This window comes from Shewanella eurypsychrophilus, assembly GCF_007004545.3.
Taxonomy (GTDB): domain Bacteria; phylum Pseudomonadota; class Gammaproteobacteria; order Enterobacterales; family Shewanellaceae; genus Shewanella; species Shewanella eurypsychrophilus.
On record NZ_CP045503.2, the window covers coordinates 100,878 to 123,674 of the forward strand.

At 43.2% G+C, this 22,797-nt stretch carries 20 protein-coding genes; 5 read left to right on the top strand and 15 right to left on the bottom strand.

The annotated features are described in order from the left end of the window. Positions 1 to 19 precede the first annotated feature (19 nt). The 6 genes from FM038_RS00485 to FM038_RS00510 all read right to left on the bottom strand — a co-directional run bounded on the left by FM038_RS00485 (position 20) and on the right by FM038_RS00510 (position 6,763). Positions 20 to 1,825: a DUF885 domain-containing protein gene (locus FM038_RS00485; RefSeq protein ID WP_142873174.1), complete on the bottom strand. Its 1,806-nt coding sequence runs from the start codon at positions 1,823 to 1,825 to the stop codon at positions 20 to 22. A gap of 148 nt (positions 1,826 to 1,973) precedes the next feature. Next, complete coding sequence (hemN, locus tag FM038_RS00490; protein WP_142873173.1) at positions 1,974 to 3,350, bottom strand: oxygen-independent coproporphyrinogen III oxidase; 1,377 nt, start codon at positions 3,348 to 3,350, stop codon at positions 1,974 to 1,976. Between the two features lie 249 nt (positions 3,351 to 3,599). Beyond that, the gene (locus FM038_RS00495; protein WP_142873172.1) at positions 3,600 to 4,067 is read right to left on the bottom strand and encodes a DUF2489 domain-containing protein; all 468 of its coding nucleotides are present in this window, start codon (positions 4,065 to 4,067) and stop codon (positions 3,600 to 3,602) included. 71 nt (positions 4,068 to 4,138) lie between these two features. Further along, positions 4,139 to 4,675, bottom strand: coding sequence for a Der GTPase-activating protein YihI (yihI, locus tag FM038_RS00500; RefSeq protein ID WP_142873171.1), 537 nt, complete (start codon positions 4,673 to 4,675; stop codon positions 4,139 to 4,141). A gap of 49 nt (positions 4,676 to 4,724) precedes the next feature. Further along, positions 4,725 to 5,402, bottom strand: coding sequence for a methyltransferase domain-containing protein (locus tag FM038_RS00505; protein ID WP_142873170.1), 678 nt, complete (start codon positions 5,400 to 5,402; stop codon positions 4,725 to 4,727). A 740-nt stretch (positions 5,403 to 6,142) separates the two neighbouring features. Beyond that, a complete protein-coding gene (locus FM038_RS00510) occupies positions 6,143 to 6,763 on the bottom strand; it encodes a c-type cytochrome (protein ID WP_142873169.1) in 621 nt (206 codons plus the stop codon). A gap of 169 nt (positions 6,764 to 6,932) precedes the next feature. On the opposite strand from FM038_RS00510, the gene yihA reads away from it, so the two are divergent. Continuing rightward, the gene (yihA, locus tag FM038_RS00515; RefSeq protein ID WP_142873168.1) at positions 6,933 to 7,613 is read left to right on the top strand and encodes a ribosome biogenesis GTP-binding protein YihA/YsxC; all 681 of its coding nucleotides are present in this window, start codon (positions 6,933 to 6,935) and stop codon (positions 7,611 to 7,613) included. 799 nt (positions 7,614 to 8,412) lie between these two features. On the opposite strand, the gene polA is transcribed toward yihA, so the two are convergent. Further along, positions 8,413 to 11,163 carry a DNA polymerase I gene (gene polA / locus FM038_RS00520; protein ID WP_142873167.1) on the bottom strand — a complete coding sequence of 917 codons (2,751 nt, stop codon included), beginning with the start codon at positions 11,161 to 11,163 and terminating at the stop codon, positions 8,413 to 8,415. A gap of 412 nt (positions 11,164 to 11,575) precedes the next feature. On the opposite strand from polA, the gene elbB reads away from it, so the two are divergent. Next, positions 11,576 to 12,229 (top strand): isoprenoid biosynthesis glyoxalase ElbB, encoded by a 654-nt coding sequence (gene elbB / locus FM038_RS00525; protein ID WP_142873166.1) that lies wholly within the window; start codon positions 11,576 to 11,578, stop codon positions 12,227 to 12,229. A 35-nt stretch (positions 12,230 to 12,264) separates the two neighbouring features. On the opposite strand, the gene glpG is transcribed toward elbB, so the two are convergent. The 5 genes from glpG to FM038_RS00550 form a co-directional block, all read right to left on the bottom strand. Then, on the bottom strand, positions 12,265 to 13,104 hold the full coding sequence (gene glpG / locus FM038_RS00530; protein ID WP_142873165.1) for a rhomboid family intramembrane serine protease GlpG: 840 nt from the start codon (positions 13,102 to 13,104) through the stop codon (positions 12,265 to 12,267). A 38-nt stretch (positions 13,105 to 13,142) separates the two neighbouring features. Next, positions 13,143 to 13,451: a thiosulfate sulfurtransferase GlpE gene (gene glpE, locus FM038_RS00535; protein WP_142873164.1), complete on the bottom strand. Its 309-nt coding sequence runs from the start codon at positions 13,449 to 13,451 to the stop codon at positions 13,143 to 13,145. Between the two features lie 98 nt (positions 13,452 to 13,549). Then, complete coding sequence (gene tdh / locus FM038_RS00540) at positions 13,550 to 14,575, bottom strand: L-threonine 3-dehydrogenase (RefSeq protein WP_142873163.1); 1,026 nt, start codon at positions 14,573 to 14,575, stop codon at positions 13,550 to 13,552. A 95-nt stretch (positions 14,576 to 14,670) separates the two neighbouring features. Continuing rightward, positions 14,671 to 15,864 (bottom strand): glycine C-acetyltransferase, encoded by a 1,194-nt coding sequence (locus tag FM038_RS00545; protein ID WP_142873162.1) that lies wholly within the window; start codon positions 15,862 to 15,864, stop codon positions 14,671 to 14,673. A 298-nt stretch (positions 15,865 to 16,162) separates the two neighbouring features. Continuing rightward, entirely contained in the window at positions 16,163 to 16,819 is a 657-nt protein-coding gene (locus FM038_RS00550) for a TetR/AcrR family transcriptional regulator (protein ID WP_142873161.1), read from the bottom strand. 340 nt (positions 16,820 to 17,159) lie between these two features. Between FM038_RS00550 and waaA the strand changes: the two genes are divergently transcribed. Further along, positions 17,160 to 18,425 carry a lipid IV(A) 3-deoxy-D-manno-octulosonic acid transferase gene (waaA, locus tag FM038_RS00555; RefSeq protein WP_142873160.1) on the top strand — a complete coding sequence of 422 codons (1,266 nt, stop codon included), beginning with the start codon at positions 17,160 to 17,162 and terminating at the stop codon, positions 18,423 to 18,425. Between the two features lie 676 nt (positions 18,426 to 19,101). After that, on the top strand, positions 19,102 to 19,302 hold the full coding sequence (locus tag FM038_RS00560; protein ID WP_142873159.1) for a hypothetical protein: 201 nt from the start codon (positions 19,102 to 19,104) through the stop codon (positions 19,300 to 19,302). Here FM038_RS00560 and FM038_RS00565 read toward each other — a convergent pair. From FM038_RS00565 to rfbC, 3 genes are all read right to left on the bottom strand, one after another. After that, the gene (locus FM038_RS00565) at positions 19,299 to 20,042 is read right to left on the bottom strand and encodes a 3-deoxy-D-manno-octulosonic acid kinase (protein ID WP_419555634.1); all 744 of its coding nucleotides are present in this window, start codon (positions 20,040 to 20,042) and stop codon (positions 19,299 to 19,301) included. The two genes, FM038_RS00560 and FM038_RS00565, sit on opposite strands and share 4 nt — an antisense overlap. Before the next feature lie 126 nt (positions 20,043 to 20,168). Continuing rightward, the gene (gene rfbD / locus FM038_RS00570; RefSeq protein ID WP_142873158.1) at positions 20,169 to 21,056 is read right to left on the bottom strand and encodes a dTDP-4-dehydrorhamnose reductase; all 888 of its coding nucleotides are present in this window, start codon (positions 21,054 to 21,056) and stop codon (positions 20,169 to 20,171) included. After that, positions 21,049 to 21,606, bottom strand: coding sequence for a dTDP-4-dehydrorhamnose 3,5-epimerase (rfbC, locus tag FM038_RS00575; RefSeq protein ID WP_142873157.1), 558 nt, complete (start codon positions 21,604 to 21,606; stop codon positions 21,049 to 21,051). Before rfbC ends, rfbD begins: the two co-directional genes overlap by 8 nt. Before the next feature lie 118 nt (positions 21,607 to 21,724). On the opposite strand from rfbC, the gene FM038_RS00580 reads away from it, so the two are divergent. Next, on the top strand, positions 21,725 to 22,762 hold the full coding sequence (locus FM038_RS00580; protein ID WP_142873156.1) for a glycosyltransferase family 9 protein: 1,038 nt from the start codon (positions 21,725 to 21,727) through the stop codon (positions 22,760 to 22,762). The last annotated feature ends 35 nt before the right edge of the window (positions 22,763 to 22,797 follow it).

Consider the following 22,797-nt stretch of genomic DNA (forward strand, 5'->3'; position numbering starts at 1 on the left):
GAAACTCACGGTATAGACGTTAATTCAGTTGTTTTTGTGCACTAATAAAGTCGGCTATCTGTTGCTCGAGGATCAGCATTGGGACTGAACCATTTTCTAAAATGGCATCATGAAACGCCCTGATATCGAATTTTTCTCCTAACTCACGTTCCGCCTGAGCGCGCAGACGTTTTATGGTGAGTTCTCCGATTTTGTACGACAGAGCTTGGCCCGGCCATGAGATATAGCGGTCGATTTCTGTGGTGACGTTATGCATTGAAAGAGCGGTATTGCTAGCCATAAAATCCATGGCTTGCTGTCTACTCCAGCCCTTCGCGTGCATGCCCGTATCGACAACTAGGCGAGCCGCCCGCCACATCTCATAGGTTAATCGGCCAAAGTTACTGTATGGGTCTTGATAGAAACCAGCCTCTAAACCTAGATACTCAGAGTAAAGTCCCCATCCCTCACCAAAGGCGGAGATATAACTGTAACGGCGAAAGTTAGGTAGCTTGGTAAGCTCTTTATTGAGTGAAATCTGCAGATGATGCCCAGGTACTGCTTCATGTAGGGTCAGAGCTTCCATCTCATAGAAGGGACGCTTATCCAGTGCATAGGTATTTACCCAGTAATAGCCAGGCTCATCGTCTCGATTGGATCCTGAGTAGCGTCCAGTGGTGTACTTCGGCGCGATTTCAGCTGGTACGGGCTGAATACCGTATGGGGTTCTAGGTAGCTTGCCGAAGTATTTAGGTAACATGGCATCGGCTTTCTTAGCGATAAACGCCGCTTCTTTCAATAGTTCTTCGGCCGTCTTAGGGTAGAACTGAGGATCGGTACGCAAAAAATGCAAGAAGTCGGCGAAACTGCCTTGGAAACCGAGATCGTTAATAATGATCTGCATCTCGGCGCGGATACGCTTTACTTCTTTAAGGCCAAGCTGGTGTACTTCATCGGATGTCATATCGAGCGTGGTGTAATAACGGACTCGGTTTTCATAGAAGGCGACGCCGTTGGGGAGGCTAGCACTGGCGATCTCTACTCGAGCCCCAGGAATGTACTCCTTAGTCATAAAGTCATAGAAGGCTTGATAAAGTGGCAGAACTTTTTGTTCGACTAATGCTTTTCCCTGCGCAGTCAGTTTGTCTTGCTGCGCTTGAGTAAAATGCTTGGGGTAATGTGTGAAGGGCTTAAAGTAGCCACTATCTTCTACCGGTACCATAAAGGCGCTAATGCTGTCTTCAAAGCCCTTAAGCGTGACCTTTGGAGGGGTTATTCCTGCCGATAGTCCCTGTTTTAACCAATGGGTCTGTTGTGCGAAATAATGAGGCAGGGCATTAAGCTTAGCTATGTATTGCTGGTAATCAGCTTGGGTAGCAAATTTAGCCTTAGCAATAGATGAGATATAGGCGTGAAATCCACTCTCGGCTGTGATGGGGAGGTAGTGATCCTTGTATTGATATAAATCGACACTATTCTGTAGCTGCCCCTGGAGGATCTGCGCGTTAATCTTATCTTCTTTAGAGAGTGAGGCTATATCTAACGCCTTAAGCGTGCTGAGCAGAGCTTGCTGGCGCTTATTTAGTGCATTTAGGTTCTCGGGTGATAAGTCGGCTAGTTTACCCGCTGCGTTAGTATCACCTTCGGAAAACGCTTGTGAAGGATTGCTATCGAGTTGAATCTGCCAGTCAGCTTCTATAATGGATTTGAGCCTAAAATCACTGACTCCAATGGTGAGTGGGTCTTCTGCGGCTGGCGTTGGTTGAGTCTGTGGTGTCGATATGGGGTTTAGTTGGCAAGCGCTGAGGGATACAGCGAGTAAACCGGGTAGCAAGAGCTTATGCATTACAGAGGACCTTTTTATTAATTATTATGCCTCGATTATGCCTCAGTCTGACTAAAGATAAAAAGTGTATGCAAAAAGAATGGTGAAAAAGGGAGACAAAAAAGCCGACATAAGGTCGGCTTTGGGATTATCTATCTAGTGATAGAGTTTAGATCACACGAGAGAACTGCTGTTGACGAGCCTTCTCACGATAATAAACATCGAAACAGATACAGATATTACGGATCAATAATCGGCCTGTAGGGCTGATGGTGATCTTTCTATCTGTAATATTAACCAACTCGTCATCGATGAATGTCTGTAGAAGTTTAAGGTCTTCAACAAAGTACTCTTCGAAGTTAATACCAAGCTTCTCATCAATTTGTGCCATATCTAATTCAAAATGACAGATAAGCTGCTTGATCACTACGCGGCGGATTTCATCGTCACGATTTAGGCCACAACCTTTCCATAACGCATGACCATTAGCATCGATAGACTCGAAGTAGGGGCGGATATCTTTTTGATTCTGAGCATAGCAGTCGCCAATCTGGCTGATTGATGATACGCCTAAACCTAATAGATCACATTCTTCTTGAGTGGTGTAACCCTGGAAGTTTCTATGGAGTCTGCCTTCGTTTTGCAAAATAGACAGTTCATCATCAGGCTTTGCGAAGTGATCCATGCCGATATATTGATAACCAGCTCCCGTTAGGGTTTCGATGGTCTGATGTAACATATCCAGTTTTTGTTGAGGCGATGCTAAATCTTCATCTTTAATTTTACGCTGAGCCGCAAAACGTGAAGGCAGGTGAGCATAGTTGAATACTGATAAACGATCAGGATCTAAATCTAATACGCGCTGCATTGTCTCGGCGAAGGTTTCTGGGGTCTGGTGAGGCAGACCATAGATAAGATCTATGTTGGTTGAGACAAAGCCCAACTCTTTAGCCTTGGCCATAAGATCGAAGATGAACTGCTCATCTTGCTCACGGTTAACGGCAATCTGCACCTTCTTGTTGAAGTCCTGAACGCCGATAGAGATGCGGTTAAAGCCAGCCTCTTTTAGCGTATCGAGCATGGTGAGTTCGATTTCACGGGGATCGACTTCAATGGAGTATTCACCGACTTCGGCAACATTGAAATTAGCTCTGATCAGCTCAGATAGTTTAAGGATCTGATCTGGACGCAAGAAGGTCGGCGTTCCGCCACCCCAATGAATTTGGGTGACGAGGTAGTTCTTAAACAGAGGTGAACGTTTGATTATTTCTGCGGCTAGATACTCTAAGTACTGATCGGCTTTATGCTGATGGCGAGTGATGACCTTATTACAGCCACAGTAGTAACACAGCTTGGCGCAGTATGGTATATGGATATAGAGTGAAAGCTTATCACTCTTGCTGTTCTTAATCGAAGTCAGCAGTTGGTCTTCGGTGAATGAGTCATCGAACTCAAGCGCCGTTGGGTAAGAGGTATAACGGGGACCGCTGTAATTGTATTTTTCGATCATTGACTGATCCCAACTAATTTGGGTGGGCTGCTTCAAGGCGTGTCCTCCGAGGTATTAGATTAGCAACTTGTAAAGTATGCATGGTAATTGGTTAAATAACCTTGATCCATGTTGTAAAAATACAAGCCGAATCATTAAAGTGATAATTTTAGCTGGGCAATATCCATGAAAATTGAGTGATTGTCTGTGTCTTTATGGAGAATTTGTGCACAGACTCACGTGATATAGCAATAATCGCTAAACTAATGTTAGCTAGCGCTTATATCTTCCCGTTTAAATATCTGGCTAGTGAAGAGGGTTTGGTGCAAAGCTGGTTAGCTTCTTGGCTTCTTCAAGAATTTTTGCTTCAAGTTCTGCTTCTGAACGCATACGAGCGAAATCGAATCTCATGCGTTGCTTTTTCTCAAGACTTTTACGTTGTTCCATGATTGGGTGATCTTGGATAACGTTAAAGTGTTTGAATATAGCTGGGTATTCAGGTTCTACTTGCTCAGACATAGATAAGATACTGAATAATTTGGCTATTCTCATTACACCCTCAGAAATTTCACAACGGTCCTCCAGCATCGCAGTCGCAATATAACGTATGCTGCTTAAGTGTTCATCAAGACGGGCTTGATTAATATCTTGGAGTTCCTGCTGATGCTTTGCTTTTTGACTGGCTTGTTTACGCAGCTTGAGTAACAAAAACGTTGCATAGCTGGCTAGAAGGCTAATGATGATAAAACCAGAAAGTAGAAGCACTGTTGTCATGATCTGTCCTGTCTGAATATATGACTAGTCGATGGCACTCATTAACGTGCCATCGACTAGAGTATTAAGCATTAATCTTTATTCTGATAATCTTTTAACAGGTCAGCACCAGATTCAAATTTGTCGAACAGGTCATCATCGCTAGTTGCAGTCGTTTGTACTACATGATCTAGATCGTCTTCCTCGCTTATCCCTAAACGCTCCATCAGGGCTTCAATTTGGCTAAGCATCTTTTCGAGCCACTTTTGATCGTTTGGACCAAGTTCTTTGCCTTCTTCAAGCATATCTAGAAGTTGGTTGAGTCTTGGATCTTCCTCGAGCTTAAGTAATTTCTGCTCTTCGGTTAATTTCGGGCCCTGCTCTTTCTTAGGCGCTATAACCTTATTGGGTAGGTCGAGAGCAATGGCTTTCTTGCTGCCATGTCGTGGATCTTTTTTAGTGGCTGCAGATCCGCTTTTTCCACCAACAAGGTTGGTATTGTGACGGCTACCAGCTTTATTGCCTGTGTTTTGCTTCTTTCCTTCAAGAACACGATCACTCTTCTTTGTTCTTGGAGCTAGCTTAGGCGCATTTTCATTGCTTTTACGGGACTTCTTAGAGTGTGACATGGCTTTTCTCAATAACTGTAATACGAACAATATCTATAAAATGCGCTGACTAAACTTCAATTAGCGAACTTTGGGCGCGTTTTATACCAGATCCTGATGGTTTTTGCACCAAAATGAGATCATTAGTTGCGAATAATAGCTTAAAACCTGCCTGTTCTGCTAGAAACTCGAACGTTGCTCTCTGGTAAAAGCTCACATGGCTAAGGTTATTCTTGTGGTGCCACTTACCAAAACCATTCAGATCCGTGAGTAATTTGGTATTTATTGCCAGCCAGGCTCCAGGTTTTAGCAGCTGACACAAGAGTGACCACTCTCTCGAAGGAAAGCGAAAGTGCTCAAAGACTCGATAGCAGCTGATGAAATCATATTCTTGTTTTAGCAGGCTATGGTCAGGAGCGAAGAAAGGATCATATTGGTTCAATTTATGGCCATAGATATTAATAGCCTCTAAAGTGTCAGCATTTGCTAAGCGACCAAAATTTAGCCCCGTTAAAGGCTGCTCTTTTTGCTGGGCACATTCTTGTATCAAGCTGAGTAAGAATTGGTATAGAGGCTTTTGGTATTTATCCGGTTTTTGTCGGTATCTTTGTTTTTCTATGTGAGGTGGCAGGTGGCTGTTAGCATCAGAAAACACCAGATGACAGCGTGAACAAGTATATAAGGTGCGTTTTTTGTCTTGGTAAAATAGTGAAGTGTGTTCATCGTGACAAAGAGGGCATCTAAGCATTTTTACATCAGATCTCACAAATGAATGACAGTATATTGTGACATAAAAAAAGGCGACAGTATTACTGTCGCCTTACAAAAAGTGCCAAAGGCACCAATTCTTATTTCAAGTATCCATACTTGCTATGCGACTTTCCCGGTCAATATCCATCTTTTTTTAGTCTGCTTTCCATGCATGTTTTTTAGTTGTCGGTCTTCCAGACACTTTCTTAATATTCCTGAGTCATCCTGACCACAGCTTCCGTAGATGGTCTCCATGACACATCACTATCCTATCGTCATCTTTGACGCCTAATATAACCATCCATGTTAAGGTTTTTCATTTGTTCAGTGATTGAGTGTTCGAAAACTGATACTGAGTATCGGCGGAACAACTGTCTCTGAACTTGTAAGGGAGTGCTATTACAGCTAAATGGCCTTCCTAACCAAGTTCCTTACAAATATTGTTCTGACCTGGACTTCAATTGAAATCACGACTCTTTATTATTTTTAGAGAGTGGTCTTAATTATATTATTGTTATTGAGTCTATTTATTCTTATATCTTAAATGTAATGAATACCGAAAACTGTACGTTATTATTAAATATTTTATACGAACAGATGGGTTCATCTCGGTACGGGGCTAATTAAACCTAAAACTGTGATCACTGTCAAGTATGTTTTTGGTGTTAGTTTACGTAAAGGTAAAGCTTGGTGTGTAAAAAAAGGTGGCATTGCCACCTTTTTTTATAAGCTAAAGTATTACTTAAGGCTTGATATATATTTAGATAATGCCTCTATGTCATCACTATTAAGCTTGTTAGCAATGTCTTGCATCATACCGTTCAAGTCGTTGTTACGATTTGTATCGCTAAACTTGTTCAGTTGAATTTTGAGGTAGTTTGCATGTTGGCCAGCAATTGCTGGGAAGCCTGCAAGCTCCATCCCTTTACCTTCAGGGCCGTGACATGCGATACAGGCAGTGATGCCGCGAGTCATGTCTCCGCCTTTGTAGAGTTGCTCTCCTAAGGCTGGAATATCTTTTACTTCAGCTACAGTTTGAGCTTGTGAAGAGTAGTAAGCAGCAACATTTTCAATATCTTGGTCGCTAAGCATTACTGCCATACCGCCCATAATTGGATCGTTACGACCTTCTTTACCACCTGTTTTAGCCGCGCTACGAAAATCATGTAGCTGCTTGATTAGGTAAGTTGCTTGCTGACCCGCAAGCTTTGGGTACATGTCTATCATGCTGTTACCATCAACACCGTGACAGGCAGAACAAACAATTGCTTTAGTTTTTCCCGCTTCAGCATCACCTTCAGCCATTGCTGGAGAAGAGATTGAGGCTAATACTGATAGCGCAAGAGCTAACTTTTTCATGGCGTTCCAACTTATTGTTAAATTTTTTTGTCCTGAGCTTACTAGCTGAGCCCGCAAGCGTGATAAAATGTAACTTATGTGATCGGGGTAATATTTTACACGAAATTGTGAAAATGTAAGCAACTCTTCGATATTTATAGTGCAAAACCTAATATTTTTGGAGTGAGTAGTGACTGAATCTCGTATTGATTTTCGTAAAGCTAAGTTTTTAATCAGTGCCCCGGATATCGCGCATCTAGATGAATACCTACCTGGTGATGCTGGTATCGAAATCGCCTTTGCCGGTCGTTCAAATGCAGGTAAGTCGAGTGCGTTGAACGTACTTACTGATCAGAAAAGCCTAGCTAGGACAAGTAAAACCCCAGGAAGAACGCAATTAATTAACGTTTTTGAACTCGATGAGCATCGTCGCTTAGTCGATTTACCGGGTTATGGTTTTGCCCAAGTGCCGTTAGCCTTGAAGAAAAAATGGCAACAGGCAATCGGCGAGTACTTCCAGGAACGTAAGTGTTTAGGCGGTATGGTTGTTCTAATGGATATTAGACATCCACTGAAAGATCTTGATATGCAGATGATCGAATGGGCTATAGATAGTGACATTCCGGTACTAGCGTTACTCACTAAAGCTGACAAGATGAAGCAAAGTGAGCGCATGAAGATGGTCAACGAAGTCAGAAAACACCTTGGTGAGTTTGATGGTCGAGTCAAAGTCGAGCCATTTTCATCACTTAAAGGTATTGGTAAGGCAAAGGTGTTGGGTATTTTAAATGATTGGTGCCATCCGCAATGGTTAGTTGATGCGTTAGCTGAAGAAGCCGCTAGTGAGGAAGGAGATTTAAGCCAAACCTGAATAGCTTAAGCCACGCACAAAAATGACGTCTTCCATATCTAATATGTGAGGCGTTTTTTTTGAGTTATTCTCGAAGATGTATGGAATAGCTTGTTGAAATTAAGATAAAAAAATAGCCGACGGAATAACCATCGGCCCAATTAGCTCTTTTGGGGAGAAGCTAAATTCAACAAGACTCAAGTGCCATCCAGTTAGACTCGATGACTCTCAATAACGACAGCATACCGTGAATTTTAATTTAATTAAAGTAAATACTCTAAAATAAATTTTAGACGAAAAAAAGCCCCAGCAACTTACATTGCTGAGGCGCCATAATTTGGCTATTCACTTAAACAGTGAATTTAAAAAGGTTTGAAAGATAGAACATCTTAACCTCTGTACCCTACGCCGAGAATAATACGCCATTGACCGTAATTTGGGAAACTGTTTTTTATAAAAGACGGCAATATTGTGATGTAGATCTAAAGATTTAGTGTTCTAAATGTTGATTTATGATCGTAAACCAACATTTATTTGACTGTAAAAGAATCACTTAGGTGTTAAAGAGTACAAAGTCAGCATTTAGTGATCTTTTATCTACATTTAGAGTATTTACTTGAGTGAGCTGGGTGGTTTCACTGCTTTCTTAGTTGGGCTCTCATCTCATATTATTGATCTTGGAGTTTCGGTTGCCTACTTCTGTATTGAATGAGGCCGCCAAAAATAACTCTGAACTGACCATTTTCTTTTACTGATTGATATAAAAAAGCCTTCGATTATCTCGAAGGCTTTTAGTGAAATTTAATGACTGGCAAAGGTCCTAATGGGCTTGTTCCCAGTTATCTCCAATACCGCCTTCTGCAAGTAAATTGACATCTAAGCTGACGGCATCGGCCATGAGTTGGCAAACCTTCTCTTGCATCATTTCAGCCTTATCGATATCGACCTCGAATACCAGTTCATCGTGAACTTGCATGATCATGATTATTTCGCCATTTGTTTCAGCTTCAATCCAATTGGCTATGTTAATCATGGCCTTCTTGATGATGTCAGCGGCAGTGCCTTGCATTGGCGCGTTAATCGCCGCCCGTTCAGCTGCCTGACGTCTCATGGCATTCCTGTCTTTAATGGCTGGTAGATAGAGTCGGCGGCCGTAAAGGGTTGTCACATAGCCAAGATCGGCTGCTTCGGCGCGGGTCTCTTCCATGTACTTAAGCACACCGGGATAGCGCTTAAAGTAAGTGTCTATATACTTTTGAGCCTCTGCACGAGGGATATCTAACTGCTTAGCAAGCCCAAATGCCGACATGCCATAAATTAGGCCAAAGTTTACAGCCTTAGCGCGACGTCTCTGCTCTGTGGTGACTTCGCTGAAATCAACACCAAAGACTTCTGCTGCGGTCGCTTTATGAATATCCTTGCCTTGGGCAAACGCCGTCAGTAAGCCTTTATCTTGAGAAAGGTGGGCCATGATACGAAGCTCAATTTGTGAGTAATCCGCTGCTAATACCTTTTTGCCTTCTTGGGCAATAAAGGCGTGGCGAATTCTGCGACCTTCCTCTGTACGGATCGGAATATTTTGTAAGTTTGGTTCACTCGATGACAGTCTTCCGGTTGCCGTATTCGCCTGATGATAGCTAGTATGAACTCGACCACTCTGGGCATTGACCATTAACGGAAGCTTATCGGTATAGGTACTCTTTAGCTTAGCTAAGCTTCTGTGCTGGAGTATAATCTTAGGCAGTGGGTAGTCTAACGCTAATTCAACTAATACTTCTTCTGCAGTTGAAGGTGCACCTTTAGGCGTCTTCTTGATGATAGGGTAGCCTAACTTTTCAAAAAACAGTGCCTGCAGCTGTTTAGGTGAGCTTAAGTTAAATTTTTCACCTGCTATTTCGTAAGCTTTTTGCTCTAACTCATCTATGGTTCGGGCGAGTTCTTCACTCTGCTGCCCTAGCATCATGCTATCGATCAATACACCTTGTCGTTCAATATCAGACAGTACTTGAATGAGTGGCAGCTCAATTTCGGTAAACACAGAGGCTAGCTCTGGTTCCTTTTCGAGTCTTGCCCATAAGTGTTGATGTAATCTTAGTGTTATATCGGCATCTTCTGCGGCGTAGGGAGCCGCTGTTTCCAGATCAATTTGATTGAAAGTGAGCTGTTTGACACCTTTCCCGGCAATTTCTTCGAAGCTAATATTCTTATGGCCGAGATACTTAAGAGCTAAGTCATCCATATTGTGCTTAGTGGCCACAGAGTTGAATACATAGGACTCGAGCATAGTATCGAACGCAATACCTTGGAGCTTTATGCCGACATTGGCAAAGATACTGATATCGTACTTTAGATTCTGGCCGACCTTTTTAAGTTCTGCATCTTCCAGTAAGGGTTTGAGTTTCGCTAAGGCTTCAGCCTGATCAAGCTGCTCTGGCGCATCTAGATAGTCGTGTCCTAATGGAAGGTAGGCAGCTTTTCCTGCTTCTACTGCGAAGGAGATACCAACCAACTTTGCATCCATGTAATTGAGGCTCGTTGTCTCGGTATCTATGGCTATAAGCTCGGCACTTTTAAGTATATCTATCCAGGCATCTAACTCTTCATGAGTTAATATCGTGGCGTATTCAGTTTGAATATCTTGCTTGATGACTTCTTCGTCAGTGTCAGCGTTCTTGCTTGAGCCTGTTTTGTTGTCGAGGATTTCGGCTAACCAACGTTTAAACTCCATTTCACCGAAGCATTTAATTAATTCATCTTTATCTGCAGGAGTAATATTGAGGTCTTGCCAGTTTTGTTCTAGCTCAACGTCCAATTTAATGGTTGCTAACTCATACGAAAGTTTGAGTAATTCACCATGTTCGGCAAGCTTAGCCGGCATGGTTTTAGAGCCTCTAAAGCCGAGTTCGGGCATTTTTTCAGGATTAGCCAGAATCTTCTCTACGCTACCGGCCCCCGTCAGCATTGCTACTGCAGTTTTTTCTCCGACCCCAGGAAGGCCTGGAATATTATCGGATTTATCTCCCTGCAATGCTAAGAAATCAATGATAAGTTCAGGGCCAACACCAAACTTCACTTTGACCTCTTCAGGCCCCATTATGGTATTGGTCATTGTGTTGATAAGGGTGACATTTTCATCGACTAGCTGTGCCATATCTTTATCGCCAGTGCTGATAAGAACGGCTCTGCCTTCTTTGCTCGCTTGGGTTGATATGGTGCCGATGACATCATCGGCTTCAACACCAGGGATACAAACTAGTGGTAACCCCATAGCCCGGATAATCTGATGCAGTGGCGCTATCTGAGTGCGAAGGTCATCAGGCATTGGCGGTCGATTAGCCTTATAATCTTCGTACATGTCGTTACGGAAGGTTTTGCCTTTTGCATCGAAAACAACCGCCATTTGGCTAGGCTCATATTGGTTAAGCAAGCTACGTAGCATATTAATGACGCCATAGACTGCACCCGTGGCTTCGCCTTTAGAGTTAGTGAGATGAGGAGGAGAATAATAGGCACGATAAAGGTATGAGGAACCATCTACTAGAACTAAAGGGTTTTCGGCAATTTTTGGCATAATATTAGTATTCGATGTCGGTTTAGAGGGTGATTTTGAGTGTGTTTTCGAGCTTGATGCTAGGATGCCACATAAGCAAGATTTCAGCCACGCATAATAACTCTCAGCCTGTGGATAAGTCTGTGAGTTAAAAGATTACTTCTAAGGGGGTAATAGCAATGCGTTTAGAACTCCATGTCCATAACGTACTGATTTAAAGCTGAAATATAAAAAAGTGTGAACTAGATATAAGTTTCTTGAAATTCATTCAAAATTGTGGACTTAATTATTTTCTTATTGTTACCGACTTAGCTCTTGGCTAAATAATAAGCGCCTGATAAAGTCGATGCACTAACTTAGCACGAAAAATAATCGAATCAAGCTGTTTGTTGGTATCTTGTTAAAACAAAATAATATATGGAGACCGTTTTTAATGAAAAAAATTGCAGTTTTGCTGAGCGGATCGGGTGTATTTGACGGTAGTGAGATCCACGAGTCGGTTTTAACACTACTGGCGCTTTCAAAATTGGAAGTGGAATATCAGTGTTTCGCGCCCAATATTGAGCAGATGCATGTGGTTAATCACTTAACTGGTGAGGTTGAGTCGGGTGAGAGTAGGAATGTTTTAGTGGAGTCTGCTCGTATTGCCCGTGGGGAAATTTTACCAACTGACGCCTTATTGATAGAGGAGTTTGATGCCTTAATCATTCCTGGTGGTTTTGGTGCAGCCAAGAATTTATGCAATTTTGCTACTAATGGTAGCGATTGCGAGATCTCACCATTGGTTTCTGAATTTGTGGCAGAGTTTGCAACAACGAATAAGCCTGTAGGTTTCATCTGTATCGCACCGATAATGATCCCACGTCTGTATGGTGAGGGAGTTATAGCGACGATAGGTAATGATAGTGAAACTGCCCAAGCATTTAATCTAATGGGTGGCTGTCATCAAGATGCCATAGTGGAGGACATTGTGGTGGATGAAAAAAATAAGATTGTGAGCACACCTGCGTACATGCTGGCCGGGAATATTGCCGAAGCGAGTATTGGGATAGAGAAGTTGGTGAAGAAAGTGGTGGAGATGGTATAAGGCTCTAGATCCTAGGAACTAGAACCTAGGATCTGCTAACGGTTTATTCTTTTACTGTCAATCATGCCTTGTGCCAGCCCAACGAGTAAGCCACCGACATGAGCACCATTGGCTATCGATAGCCCAAACATATCGGTAAAACCAAATACTAGCCAAAGTAACATGAAGCCCATATAAGCAGGCGGTAAACCTATTCCGAGCTCGGGGCGCTTAGTGCCTATGATCCAAGTGTAACCAACAACAGCATAGACGACACCGGATAAGCCGCCGAACTGAGGGCCGGCGACAAAGTACTGTAAGATATTAGGTAAGGTTCCTGCTACTAGTAATAGAGTCAGTAAGGGGGTTAAACCTATTTTATTTTCAATTTTTCCGCCCAGATACCACCACCATAACAAGTTAAAAATAATATGCATTGCGGAAAAATGAAGTAGGCTGGGGGTGAAAAGACGCCAAAAATCGCTGAGTCCTGAGCCTGGAACTGCATTGAAAAACGATAGGTATTGGTAAATAGGATCGGCAAAGCCTAAGTTAAAGCCAGCAAAAATAGCGATACATAGAGCCATAATGCCTAAGGTTAAAGGGCCAGCACCTGTGATAAATTGACTAAAGAGTTGCAGTACTGGTGCGCCGTAGTCGAGCTTTAGATTACTATCACCATTATCCCATGAGGCTTGTAGGTATTTAGGATCATGAGGGTTTTGAATAAAGTGCTCAAACTCTTGGCTGGCCTTTAGACTATTATAATCATGCATTACAACAATACTGACACCTTGTTCTGCAGGCATGATCTTACAATCTATGTTCTGACCTTTTAGATAATCGATCAATGCCTGAGCGGCACGGTTATTGGGTAATTTACCTATTTCAATCATCGAGCATCCTCAATAACTTATCTAATTTTTATAGAGGCTCAGGCGTGGGCTTCACGCCAAGCTTGATAGCCGCCATCTAGGCTATACACATCATCGAAACCTTGTTCGACTAAATACTGTGCAGCGCCTTGGCTGCTTATGCCGTGATAGCAAACAACAATAAGTGGTTTATCCATATCAGCATCAGCAATGAAATCAGCGAGATTTTCATTGTTAATATTGATTGAAGCTTTGATATGACCCGCTTGGAAGCTGGCAGCATCGCGTATATCTGCGATCTGAATATCAGGATCACTTTCTACTAATTGGATGAGTTGATTAACACTAAAGTGTTGGAAGTTAGACATAGAAGCTTACTGCTAAAAATTGGGTACTCAATAGATTGTGCGATAAGGGGCTACAATAGTACAGCCCCTTAGAACACAATCATCACGCAGAGGGTAAATTAATCCCAGTTTAAGATCACTTTACCTGACTGACCTGAGCGCATGGCATCGAAGCCTTGCTGGAAGTCATCGATCTTATAATGGTGAGTGATGATAGGGGAAATATCTAATCCTGATTGAATCAAGCTTGCCATCTTGTACCAGGTCTCGAACATCTCACGACCATAGATACCTTTAATGATCAGCCCTTTAAAGATTATTTTGCTCCAGTCGATGGCCATATTGTCACCAGGAATACCTAGCATGGCAATTTTTCCACCATGATTCATGGTATCTAGCATAGAGTGGAAGGCGCTAGGAACGCCTGACATCTCAAGACCTACATCAAACCCTTCGGTCATGCCGAGTTCATTCATGACATCTTCAAGGCTTTCTTTTGCGACATTGACTGCGCGTGTAGCCCCCATCTTCTCAGCAAGTTCGAGTCTATATTCGTTGACGTCGGTGATCACTACATGGCGAGCACCCACATGACGACATACAGCAGCAGCCATAATTCCAATTGGACCCGCACCTGTGATTAGTACATCTTCACCGACTAGGTCAAAAGAAAGTGCAGTGTGCACTGCATTGCCGAACGGGTCGAAGATAGAAGCTAGATCATCAGAAATATCATCAGGGATCTTAAAAGCATTAAATGCCGGGATGACAAGATACTCTGCAAATGCACCATCTCGGTTAACGCCCACACCTGAAGTATTACGACAAAGATGCGTGCGACCACCACGACAGTTACGACAGTGACCACAGGTAATATGGCCTTCACCAGATACACGGTCGCCTATAGTAAAGCCACGGACTTCCTGACCCATATCGACGACTTCACCGACATATTCATGCCCTACAACCATAGGAACTGGAATGGTATTTTGCGACCAGGTATCCCAGTTATAAATATGGACATCGGTGCCACAAATTGCCGTCTTGCGGATCTTGATTAGCAGGTCGTTATGGCCAACTTCTGGTTTAGGTGCATCCACCATCCAGATACCTTCTTCAGGCTTCAACTTACTTAACGCTTTCATTTGGTAACCTTAATTTCTCTGGTATGAAACTAAGTAATCCAATTAGTTCAAAACTAGGCTTTGGATTACTTATCGCTTCAGGCTATAACTGGTCGTTAAATGATACCCATCTCTTTTGCGATACGGGTGAATGACTCGATAGCTATATCTAATTGTTTTTTGGTGTGAGCGGCCGACATCTGAGTACGGATACGCGCCTGACCTTTTGGCACTACAGGGAAGGAGAAACCAACCACATAGATGTTTTCTTCTAGTAGACGGTTAGCAAAGTCGCCAGCTATCTTAGCGTCGCCTATCATCACAGGTATGATGGCGTGATCGGCACCGCCTAATGTAAAGCCAGCTTGAGTCATTTGCTCGCGGAAGTAACGGCTATTTTCCCAAACCGCTTCACGTAGTGCTTGACCCGATTTCAGCATCTCAAGTACATGAATTGAAGCCGTGACAATTGAAGGCGCCAATGAGTTAGAGAACAAGTATGGGCGTGAGCGTTGGCGTAACCAGTCGACAACTTCTTTCTTTGCTGATGTGAAACCGCCAGATGCCCCGCCGAGTGCCTTGCCTAAAGTGCCTGTGATTATGTCTACACGATCCATCACTTCACAGTATTCATGGGTTCCACGGCCATTTTGACCGATGAAGCCTACTGCGTGAGAGTCGTCGACCATGACGAGTGCGCCGTATTGGTCGGCAAGATCACACACACCTTTGAGGTTGGCGATAACACCGTCCATAGAGAACACACCATCGGTAGCGATCATGATGTTGCGTGCACCCGCTTCTTTAGCTGCTTTAAGCTGCTCTTCGAGAGCAGTCATATCATTGTTGGCATAACGGAAGCGCATCGCTTTACATAAACGTACACCATCGATGATGGATGCATGGTTTAACGCGTCAGAGATGATAGCGTCTTCTTTGCTAAGTAAGGTTTCGAACAGACCCGCATTGGCATCGAAACATGAAGAGTAAAGTATGGTGTCTTCCATACCTAAAAACTCGCTAAGACTAGATTCAAGTTGCTTGTGAATATCTTGGGTACCGCAGATAAATCTAACTGACGCCATACCGAAGCCATGATCGTTTAAACCGCCTTGAGCTGCCTTGATAAGCTCAGGATTATTAGCTAGGCCCAGGTAGTTGTTGGCACAAAAGTTCATCACTTCTTTACCGTTGACTTGAATTTCAGTTTGCTGAGGCGAGACGATGATGCGCTCACTCTTATATAAGCCTTCGGCTTTAACTTCAGCAATTTGTTGATTGATCTGGTCGTAGAATGAGGTCGTTGCCACCTGAATTCTCCTTAATTAGCATTATTTTGAGTATTGGAGTGGCGGCATTTTAACCTTAAACTTCTCCGCCCTACAGCCTTTTTTTTATCAGTAATAGCTATATGAATTAGTTTAGGGCTAGAGTGGTTTTCACATAAATAAAACTAATCAATAACAAGCAGGGTGGTTTGTTGTTGATTAACTTCTATAGAGCTTGATTGTAGAAGGTATTTACGTTTGCTGGAGGTGAGAATATTTAACACTTTAAAGCAAACTATCGCCTTTTAGGATACCGGCGATAGTAGCTGTCGCATGTAATTTAAGCGGTTAGTTCGTTCGGCGATGTGGCTAATTCTTTATAGTGCAGCTCTAAACGTTCAAATGTTGCTCTAGAAGTTGCTGTCGAATAAGCTTTAGAAAGCATTAAGATACGTAGAAGGCCTTCATAGAGCGAGCATTTGGTTATCTTGATATCAGGTGAGTGGGTCTGTTTATAGCTTATCCAGAAACAAACAATCATCCTGATTGTTTCGGCAAGAGGGGGGATTTCGTCTTGTTCTATCTCTATCACACCGTCTTGGTTGAGTTTCATTAATATCTGATTACAGCGATTGAGAACTTGCTGCTGGGTATTGAGATAATGGGCTTTCAGCTCTTCATCACGAGTGAGTATGTCCGTGAGATTAGCGTACATAAACCTAAATTCCCACATGGCATAAAATATGGCATCAAAATAACCGATTAATAGATCGATATTGACGGGTTCGCCTTCATAAGGATGGAAACTGGCTTCTAAGTGGCTCTCATAAAGAGAGAAGATAGATCGTATGATGTCTTCTTTATTACGGAAATGGTAATAAAGATTACCCGGACTTATCCCCAGATGTGCTGCGATATGATTAGTAGTGATAGTCCTTTCACCATGCTGGTTAAACAGCTCCAAGCTGGCATGAATAATTTTATCGCGGGTTTTCATCTTCATCCTAATGGCATTTAGCCTGGTAATTTGGGCTTATTTCCCTAAATAGGTATAGGTACATGGCCTTTACTGAGAAACATACTAGCACTGACATAATTCAACAGGCAAAATTGATTTGAACTTGAGAGAGAGTTTATCGTTATACCTGTTTTTGATATTCAAGATACTAGATGAAAACAGCAGAAATGCAGAACTGACCAGTCATTTTTCCTATTCATTTCTGAAGCTAAGTTGATAATAATGACGGATGGCAATTGTCATAGGAGGTTATCGCTATTTTAGGTGCTGTGGTAGCATGGCACATTCAGCTGTTCAGTATATTTAAGTGTATGATCTTATGACCCGTTTTGTTTATTCAGCTTTACTTTACCTGCTACTGCCACTTTTGGTTTTGTATCTAAGCTTCCGTGGGATTAAAAGCCCTGATTATCGAAGAAGATGGAGTGAGAGGTTTGGTTTAGCGTCACTGAGCAAGAGTGATCTGTTGATCCACAGTGTCTCCATGGGAGAAACAATAGCTGCAATTCCGCTAATTAAAACGATTCAGCATGCATTTCCTCAGTTAACAATAACGGTAACAACCACTAGCCCCACAGGGTCTGCTGAAGTCGTAAAGGCTTTTGGTGATAGCGTACAGCATTGTTATCTTCCCTTCGATATTGCTGTTTGTGTGCAGCGTTTCTTGAAGCAGGTATCACCTAAAAGCATCATCATCATGGAAACTGAACTTTGGCCTAACCTTATTCATTATGCATCGACTTCAGGCGCTAAGCTGATGTTGGCCAATGCGCGTTTATCTGAGAAGTCAGCTGAAAAATATCGAAATAAAGCAAAACTGACCCAGCCCATGTTACAAAGCCTCAATTTGATAGCGGCTCAATCGCAGCAGACAGCAGAGCGATTTATTGAGCTAGGTGTCGACCCTGCGAAAGTCATAGTGACCGGCAGTTTAAAATTCGATCTGACGATATCGAAAGATAAAATAAAACAAGCAAAGACATTACGCGCACAATGGCAAAGAGTGGACAGCCCTGTGTGGGTAGCGGGTAGTGTGCATCCTGGTGAGTTTGAAGCTATGTTGCAAGCTCATCGAAAGCTCTTATTGGTGAGACCAGACGCCTTGCTCATTGTGGTACCTAGACACCCTGAGCAGTTTAATGCGGCTGCGAGTAAGGTAGCCGAGAGTGGATTCATCTTGTCTCGTCGTAGCTTAAATGAAGCCATTCAACCAGATACTCAAGTGCTACTCGGTGACACCATGGGCGAGCTACTGATCTTCTATGGCGCTGCAGATCAAGCCTTTGTCGGTGGTACTTTAATTGATAACGGTGGTCACAATCCGCTAGAACCCGCAGCCTTAGGCTTACCTGTATTTGTTGGCCCTCATCATTGGGATTTTTTGGAAATTACAGGTTTACTCAAAGATGCTGGTGCACTACAAGTGATAGATTCTGCTGATGAATTGGCCGAAGCGTTAATCGTTAAGTTTAACAATGAAGATGCATATAAAGCTGCTAGTGCAGCAGGACTAGAAGTCGTTTCCACCAATAGAGGCGCGCTGCAACATCAATTTGAGCTAGCGAAGCGTTTGATAGAAGGCTAATGACATTTATCTTTTGGCTCATTGGGTATCAAATTTGGCCTAACGGCGGGAGCCTCTAATCAAGCTCCGCTTGATAAACGTCGCGGGTCTCCAACCCGCACCCGGGCAAGGAGGACTGCTCGTCCTTATCCTCCTTGCATCCTCCATGACGCCCCGGCGAAGTTATGCTCCTCAGGACTTATGGATAAATCGATAACACTTCCGATGGGGCATCCTGCCCCCCGAAAGCTAGTCCGACATCCATGTCGCTCTCACCCGATTTATTCCAACGCTCTTCGGTAACTTCCAACGGGGATTATTATCGCAACAAGTTATTCAAGTAATCGAAGCCTTTATGAATGCGTCGGCGGGAGTAGTAAAAGAGAGGGTACCTGTTGGGCTCGTGTCAAAATGAAGTCGGAGCTGAATGTGTTCGATGGAAACATTTGCTTGTAAAAAATTATATCGATTTGTAATTCAGTGGCTAGAGTAAGGTAGTGCGAGGTGGCTCCCTTACACTACTGTTTTTGCTTTAACACCTTGATAAGTGCATGCATGCATTTATTATTTCTCTGAGCTTCTAGCAAACAACTTCTCCTTCTTGCTGTTCCTGAACTTTCTTTAAAATTGGAATTGGCGCTTCAACTTTACTGATGTAGTCGCCTATTAAGGCTATAATCCAAGTGTAGGTACGGCTGTGAGCTTCGGTTTCAGGGATGAAACCGCAGAGCGCCCAGGGAAGGGTTTACAGCGTCTCACAGAAGCACCTGCACATAAGCCTGCAGCAAGCAATAAACACCAATATAGCTATGGTTTATCAAAAACAATCAAATACCAAACCTGTCAGGTGAGCCCAACTCAGAAAGATACTTCAAACTTGTTATCAGACAAGTTCTAAGGTTTCGAGTAACCTTTCATCAAGCTTTGCCAGTTAGACTCACTGAATGCCAAGGAAGGAAGCTTTGCCTTCTCTTTATTGAATGAGCGTAGCAAGCGCTCTAAATTAGCACCCTGCCATTTCGCATTCGGTTGACGAAACTCACCTCTGTCGAAATCAATTAGATGGAATTTATCCTCTGTGATGAGGATATTTTTAGCATTAAGATCTGCGTGGTAAACCCCGCGCTGGTGGAATGCTGCAATGCAATGACCCAGTTGTTGCCATTGGACTGTCGACATAGGCTCTTTGCTTAGTTTAGCGACGAGATCTTGCGCGCCTTCAACCCGCTCGATGATGATGTCTGCACGATATTGCAGTCCACGGCGTTCAACATTGGCTGCGATTGGTTTAGGAACGGCGAAGCCTTCATTATAAAGCTGTGTCAGTAGCGCTAACTCAGCCACTGCGCGTGTGTTATGAAGACCAGTGTATAGGTATTTGTCTTTGCTGATCTTTTCTACTAGGCCGCCGCGATAGTAATGACGTAGCACCCACTCACTCTCTTTATTGGTTTGAGCTTCATTCTGCGATGAATCGAGGCAAGGTTTAACAAACCAGGTGGTATAGCGGCCCTCAGAAGAGCCCGTTACTGCCGATAGCTTGTTCCAATGTTCGACATCAAACCACTCTGGAGTGATATCTGCAGCTGAGGCTAGGCAGTATGCGATAGCACCTTGGCTGGTCTGTTTTATCTGCATGGTCATCATGGGTTGATCTGAATGAGCGTTAGCTGGCATAAAGTCTGACTTAAGTTATGAAAAGTGGGGCCAAGAAAAGATTTCTGGCTGTGTATATTCTACATCAAGTTTGAAGATTCGAAAAAACTAAAGCGTTTTTATGAGGCTACGAAGATTTTGTTGCCAAGGTCTAGGCGTCATAATTTGTGCAGAAACACTAATATCGAGTAAGCTGAATTTAGGTCGTTTCGCTGGAGTTGGGAACTGTTCTGAACTCACCGGAGCGATAGGAATACGCCGGGTTAGTTTGCCTAAATCAATCGCCAGGTTTTGTATCTCCAAAGCAAACTGATACCAAGTTGCTCGACCCGTATCGCTCCAATGATAGACCTGTTGCCATTTTTTTTGTTGGCTCAACAGCCAAATAAACTGTCCCAGTGCAATTGCCGATGTCGGGCAAGCGGTTTGATCATTGATTACGCTAAGTGTATCTCTACTCTGCATCAATTTGAGCATGGTTTTGACGAAGTTATTGCCGAAGCGAGAGTAAAGCCATGAAGTTCGAACTATGCAGCAATCTGGGTTAGCAGCTAGCACAGCTTGCTCACCCGCTAGCTTAGATTTGCCATAAATATTTACCGCACCAGCAGCATCGGTCACTAAGTAGGGGCTATGCTTTTCACCGCTAAAAATATAGTCAGTTGAAAGATGAATAAACCGTGTGTGAGTGATTTTGCTTGCTGCTGCAATATTGGCAGCAGCTTGTTCATTTAAAAAAAATGCTTCCTCGGGATGTGATTCAGCATTATCGACATGGGTATAAGCGGCGGTATTAATCACTATATCGGCACTATGTTTTTTAACAGCTTCGATAATAGAGTCAATGTTATGGATATCGATCTCTTGGCGTCCAACTGCCTTAACCTGTATATGTTCAGGCTTAGTTGCCAGTAGAGCTTGAGCGACTTGCCCATGCTTACCTATTACGAGCGCATTTAAGCCTGCGCCACCAGTGACTAGAATTTTTTTATTCATAATATCTTCCGGCTACGCCGGTTTGAAACTTGGATGCAGCTAGATCTTTAGGTGATAACTTAGGTGGCATATTGGCTATTAATGGCCAGTCGATATTGAGAGTATGGTCATTCCAAACTAATGAATTCTCGAATTCAGGCGCATAGTAGTCGGTGCATTTATAGTGACAATCAGCACTTTTTGAAATGACATAAAACCCATGAGCAAATCCCTCTGGAACCCATAACTGGCGGTGATTAAATTCAGAAAGATAAGTACCAACCCATTGACCAAAAGTGGGACTGGAATGACGCAGGTCGACGACAACATCATATATTTCACCAGAAGTTACACGGATCAGCTTCCCCTGAGGTTGAGCACTCTGATAGTGCAATCCTCTAAGCGTTCCTTGAACAGAGTGGCTATGATTTTCCTGTAAAAAACTTATTTTAGCGATATGTTGCTTAAACCAGTCATCGCGGAATGTTTCTAAGAAGTAACCTCTATCATCTTTGTAAACTTGAGGTTCGAGAAGTTTTACATCCGTGATCTGAGTATTGATGATCTTCATAAGAGGTTATTGATTAGTTGAAAGCAGACAAATGCTGCAGTATTTATTGGTATAAGAATGGAACCTAAGATCATTCTACATTAAAATCGGCTTGGTTCCCCAATAAGATCCGGACTGTATGAGCTTAAACCTAACTAATATTCACTCTCTATGTTTACTTCGACTCTCTGCAATTGGAGATGTATGTCATGCGGTCGCTATGGTGCAGGCGATTCAACGCCAGTATCCAAAGCTTAAGATCACTTGGGTGATTGGCAAGGTAGAGTATCAACTGCTTAAGCATCTGGATGGTATTGAGTTTGTTATCTTTGATAAGTCTCAAGGTTGGAAAAGCTATTTTCAACTGCGCTCCGACTTGGCAGGCCAAAAATTTGATGTGTTATTGCATATGCAGCTAGCGCTCAGAGCAACAATAGCGTCATTAGCTATCTCAGCCAAGGCGCGTATTGGCTTCGACCGAGCACGCGCGAAAGAGGGGCAGTGGTTAGTGACTAATCATAGCGTTGAGCCATTAGCGACACCTCATGTACTCGAAGGATTTATGGGTTTTGCCAAGGCTATTGGAGTGACAGATTTATCACTAAAGTGGAATATTCCAGTACCTTCTACCGATACCGAATTTGCTCAGCAGCTTATACCGGATGATGACACCACATTGGTTATCTGCGCCGCAGCGAGTAAGGCAGAGCGAAATTGGCTACCAGAACGCTATGCCGCAGTGGCTGAGCATGCGATAGCAAAAGGTTTTAGAGTCCTCCTTTGTGGTGGGCCCGCGCCCCTAGAAGTGGCGCTAGCTGACGCTATTGAACAAGCTTGTTCACAGCCGCTTGAAAACCAAGTCGGCAAGACCTCACTGACTCAGCTATTAGCTGTGTTAAAGCAGGCATCTATTGTGCTTGCTCCCGATACTGGTCCAGCGCATATGGCTGTGACTCAAGGGACACCTGTTATTGGGCTTTATGCTCATTCTAATCCAGGGCGAACCGGCCCTTATACTTGCTTAGATTCGGTCGTGAGTGTTTATGATGAGATCATTCAATCTCAGCATGCAGGGGATATTCCCTGGGGTAAGCGAGCTAAGGGTGCAGACCTAATGGCGTTGATACCAGTTAATGCGGTTGTTTCGGTGTTTGACTCCATCTCGCAACGGCAGTAGATCTGATGGTACAATGTCTGGTTAGTTTTATTACT

Bases quoted from the DNA above. Each gene is read 5' to 3' on its own strand.
- FM038_RS00485 (WP_142873174.1), bottom strand. From the start codon at position 1,825: ATGCATAAGCTCTTGCTACCCGGTTTACTCGCTGTATCCCTCAGCGCT.
- FM038_RS00495 (WP_142873172.1), bottom strand. From the start codon at position 4,067: ATGACAACAGTGCTTCTACTTTCTGGTTTTATCATCATTAGCCTTCTA.
- yihI (WP_142873171.1), bottom strand. From the start codon at position 4,675: ATGTCACACTCTAAGAAGTCCCGTAAAAGCAATGAAAATGCGCCTAAG.
- FM038_RS00505 (WP_142873170.1), bottom strand. From the start codon at position 5,402: ATGCTTAGATGCCCTCTTTGTCACGATGAACACACTTCACTATTTTAC.
- FM038_RS00510 (WP_142873169.1), bottom strand. From the start codon at position 6,763: ATGAAAAAGTTAGCTCTTGCGCTATCAGTATTAGCCTCAATCTCTTCT.
- polA (WP_142873167.1), bottom strand. From the start codon at position 11,163: ATGCCAAAAATTGCCGAAAACCCTTTAGTTCTAGTAGATGGTTCCTCA.
- elbB (WP_142873166.1), top strand. From the start codon at position 11,576: ATGAAAAAAATTGCAGTTTTGCTGAGCGGATCGGGTGTATTTGACGGT.
- glpG (WP_142873165.1), bottom strand. From the start codon at position 13,104: ATGATTGAAATAGGTAAATTACCCAATAACCGTGCCGCTCAGGCATTG.
- glpE (WP_142873164.1), bottom strand. From the start codon at position 13,451: ATGTCTAACTTCCAACACTTTAGTGTTAATCAACTCATCCAATTAGTA.
- tdh (WP_142873163.1), bottom strand. From the start codon at position 14,575: ATGAAAGCGTTAAGTAAGTTGAAGCCTGAAGAAGGTATCTGGATGGTG.
- FM038_RS00550 (WP_142873161.1), bottom strand. From the start codon at position 16,819: ATGAAAACCCGCGATAAAATTATTCATGCCAGCTTGGAGCTGTTTAAC.
- waaA (WP_142873160.1), top strand. From the start codon at position 17,160: ATGACCCGTTTTGTTTATTCAGCTTTACTTTACCTGCTACTGCCACTT.
- FM038_RS00565 (WP_419555634.1), bottom strand. From the start codon at position 20,042: ATGCAGATAAAACAGACCAGCCAAGGTGCTATCGCATACTGCCTAGCC.
- rfbD (WP_142873158.1), bottom strand. From the start codon at position 21,056: ATGAATAAAAAAATTCTAGTCACTGGTGGCGCAGGCTTAAATGCGCTC.
- rfbC (WP_142873157.1), bottom strand. From the start codon at position 21,606: ATGAAGATCATCAATACTCAGATCACGGATGTAAAACTTCTCGAACCT.
- FM038_RS00580 (WP_142873156.1), top strand. From the start codon at position 21,725: ATGAGCTTAAACCTAACTAATATTCACTCTCTATGTTTACTTCGACTC.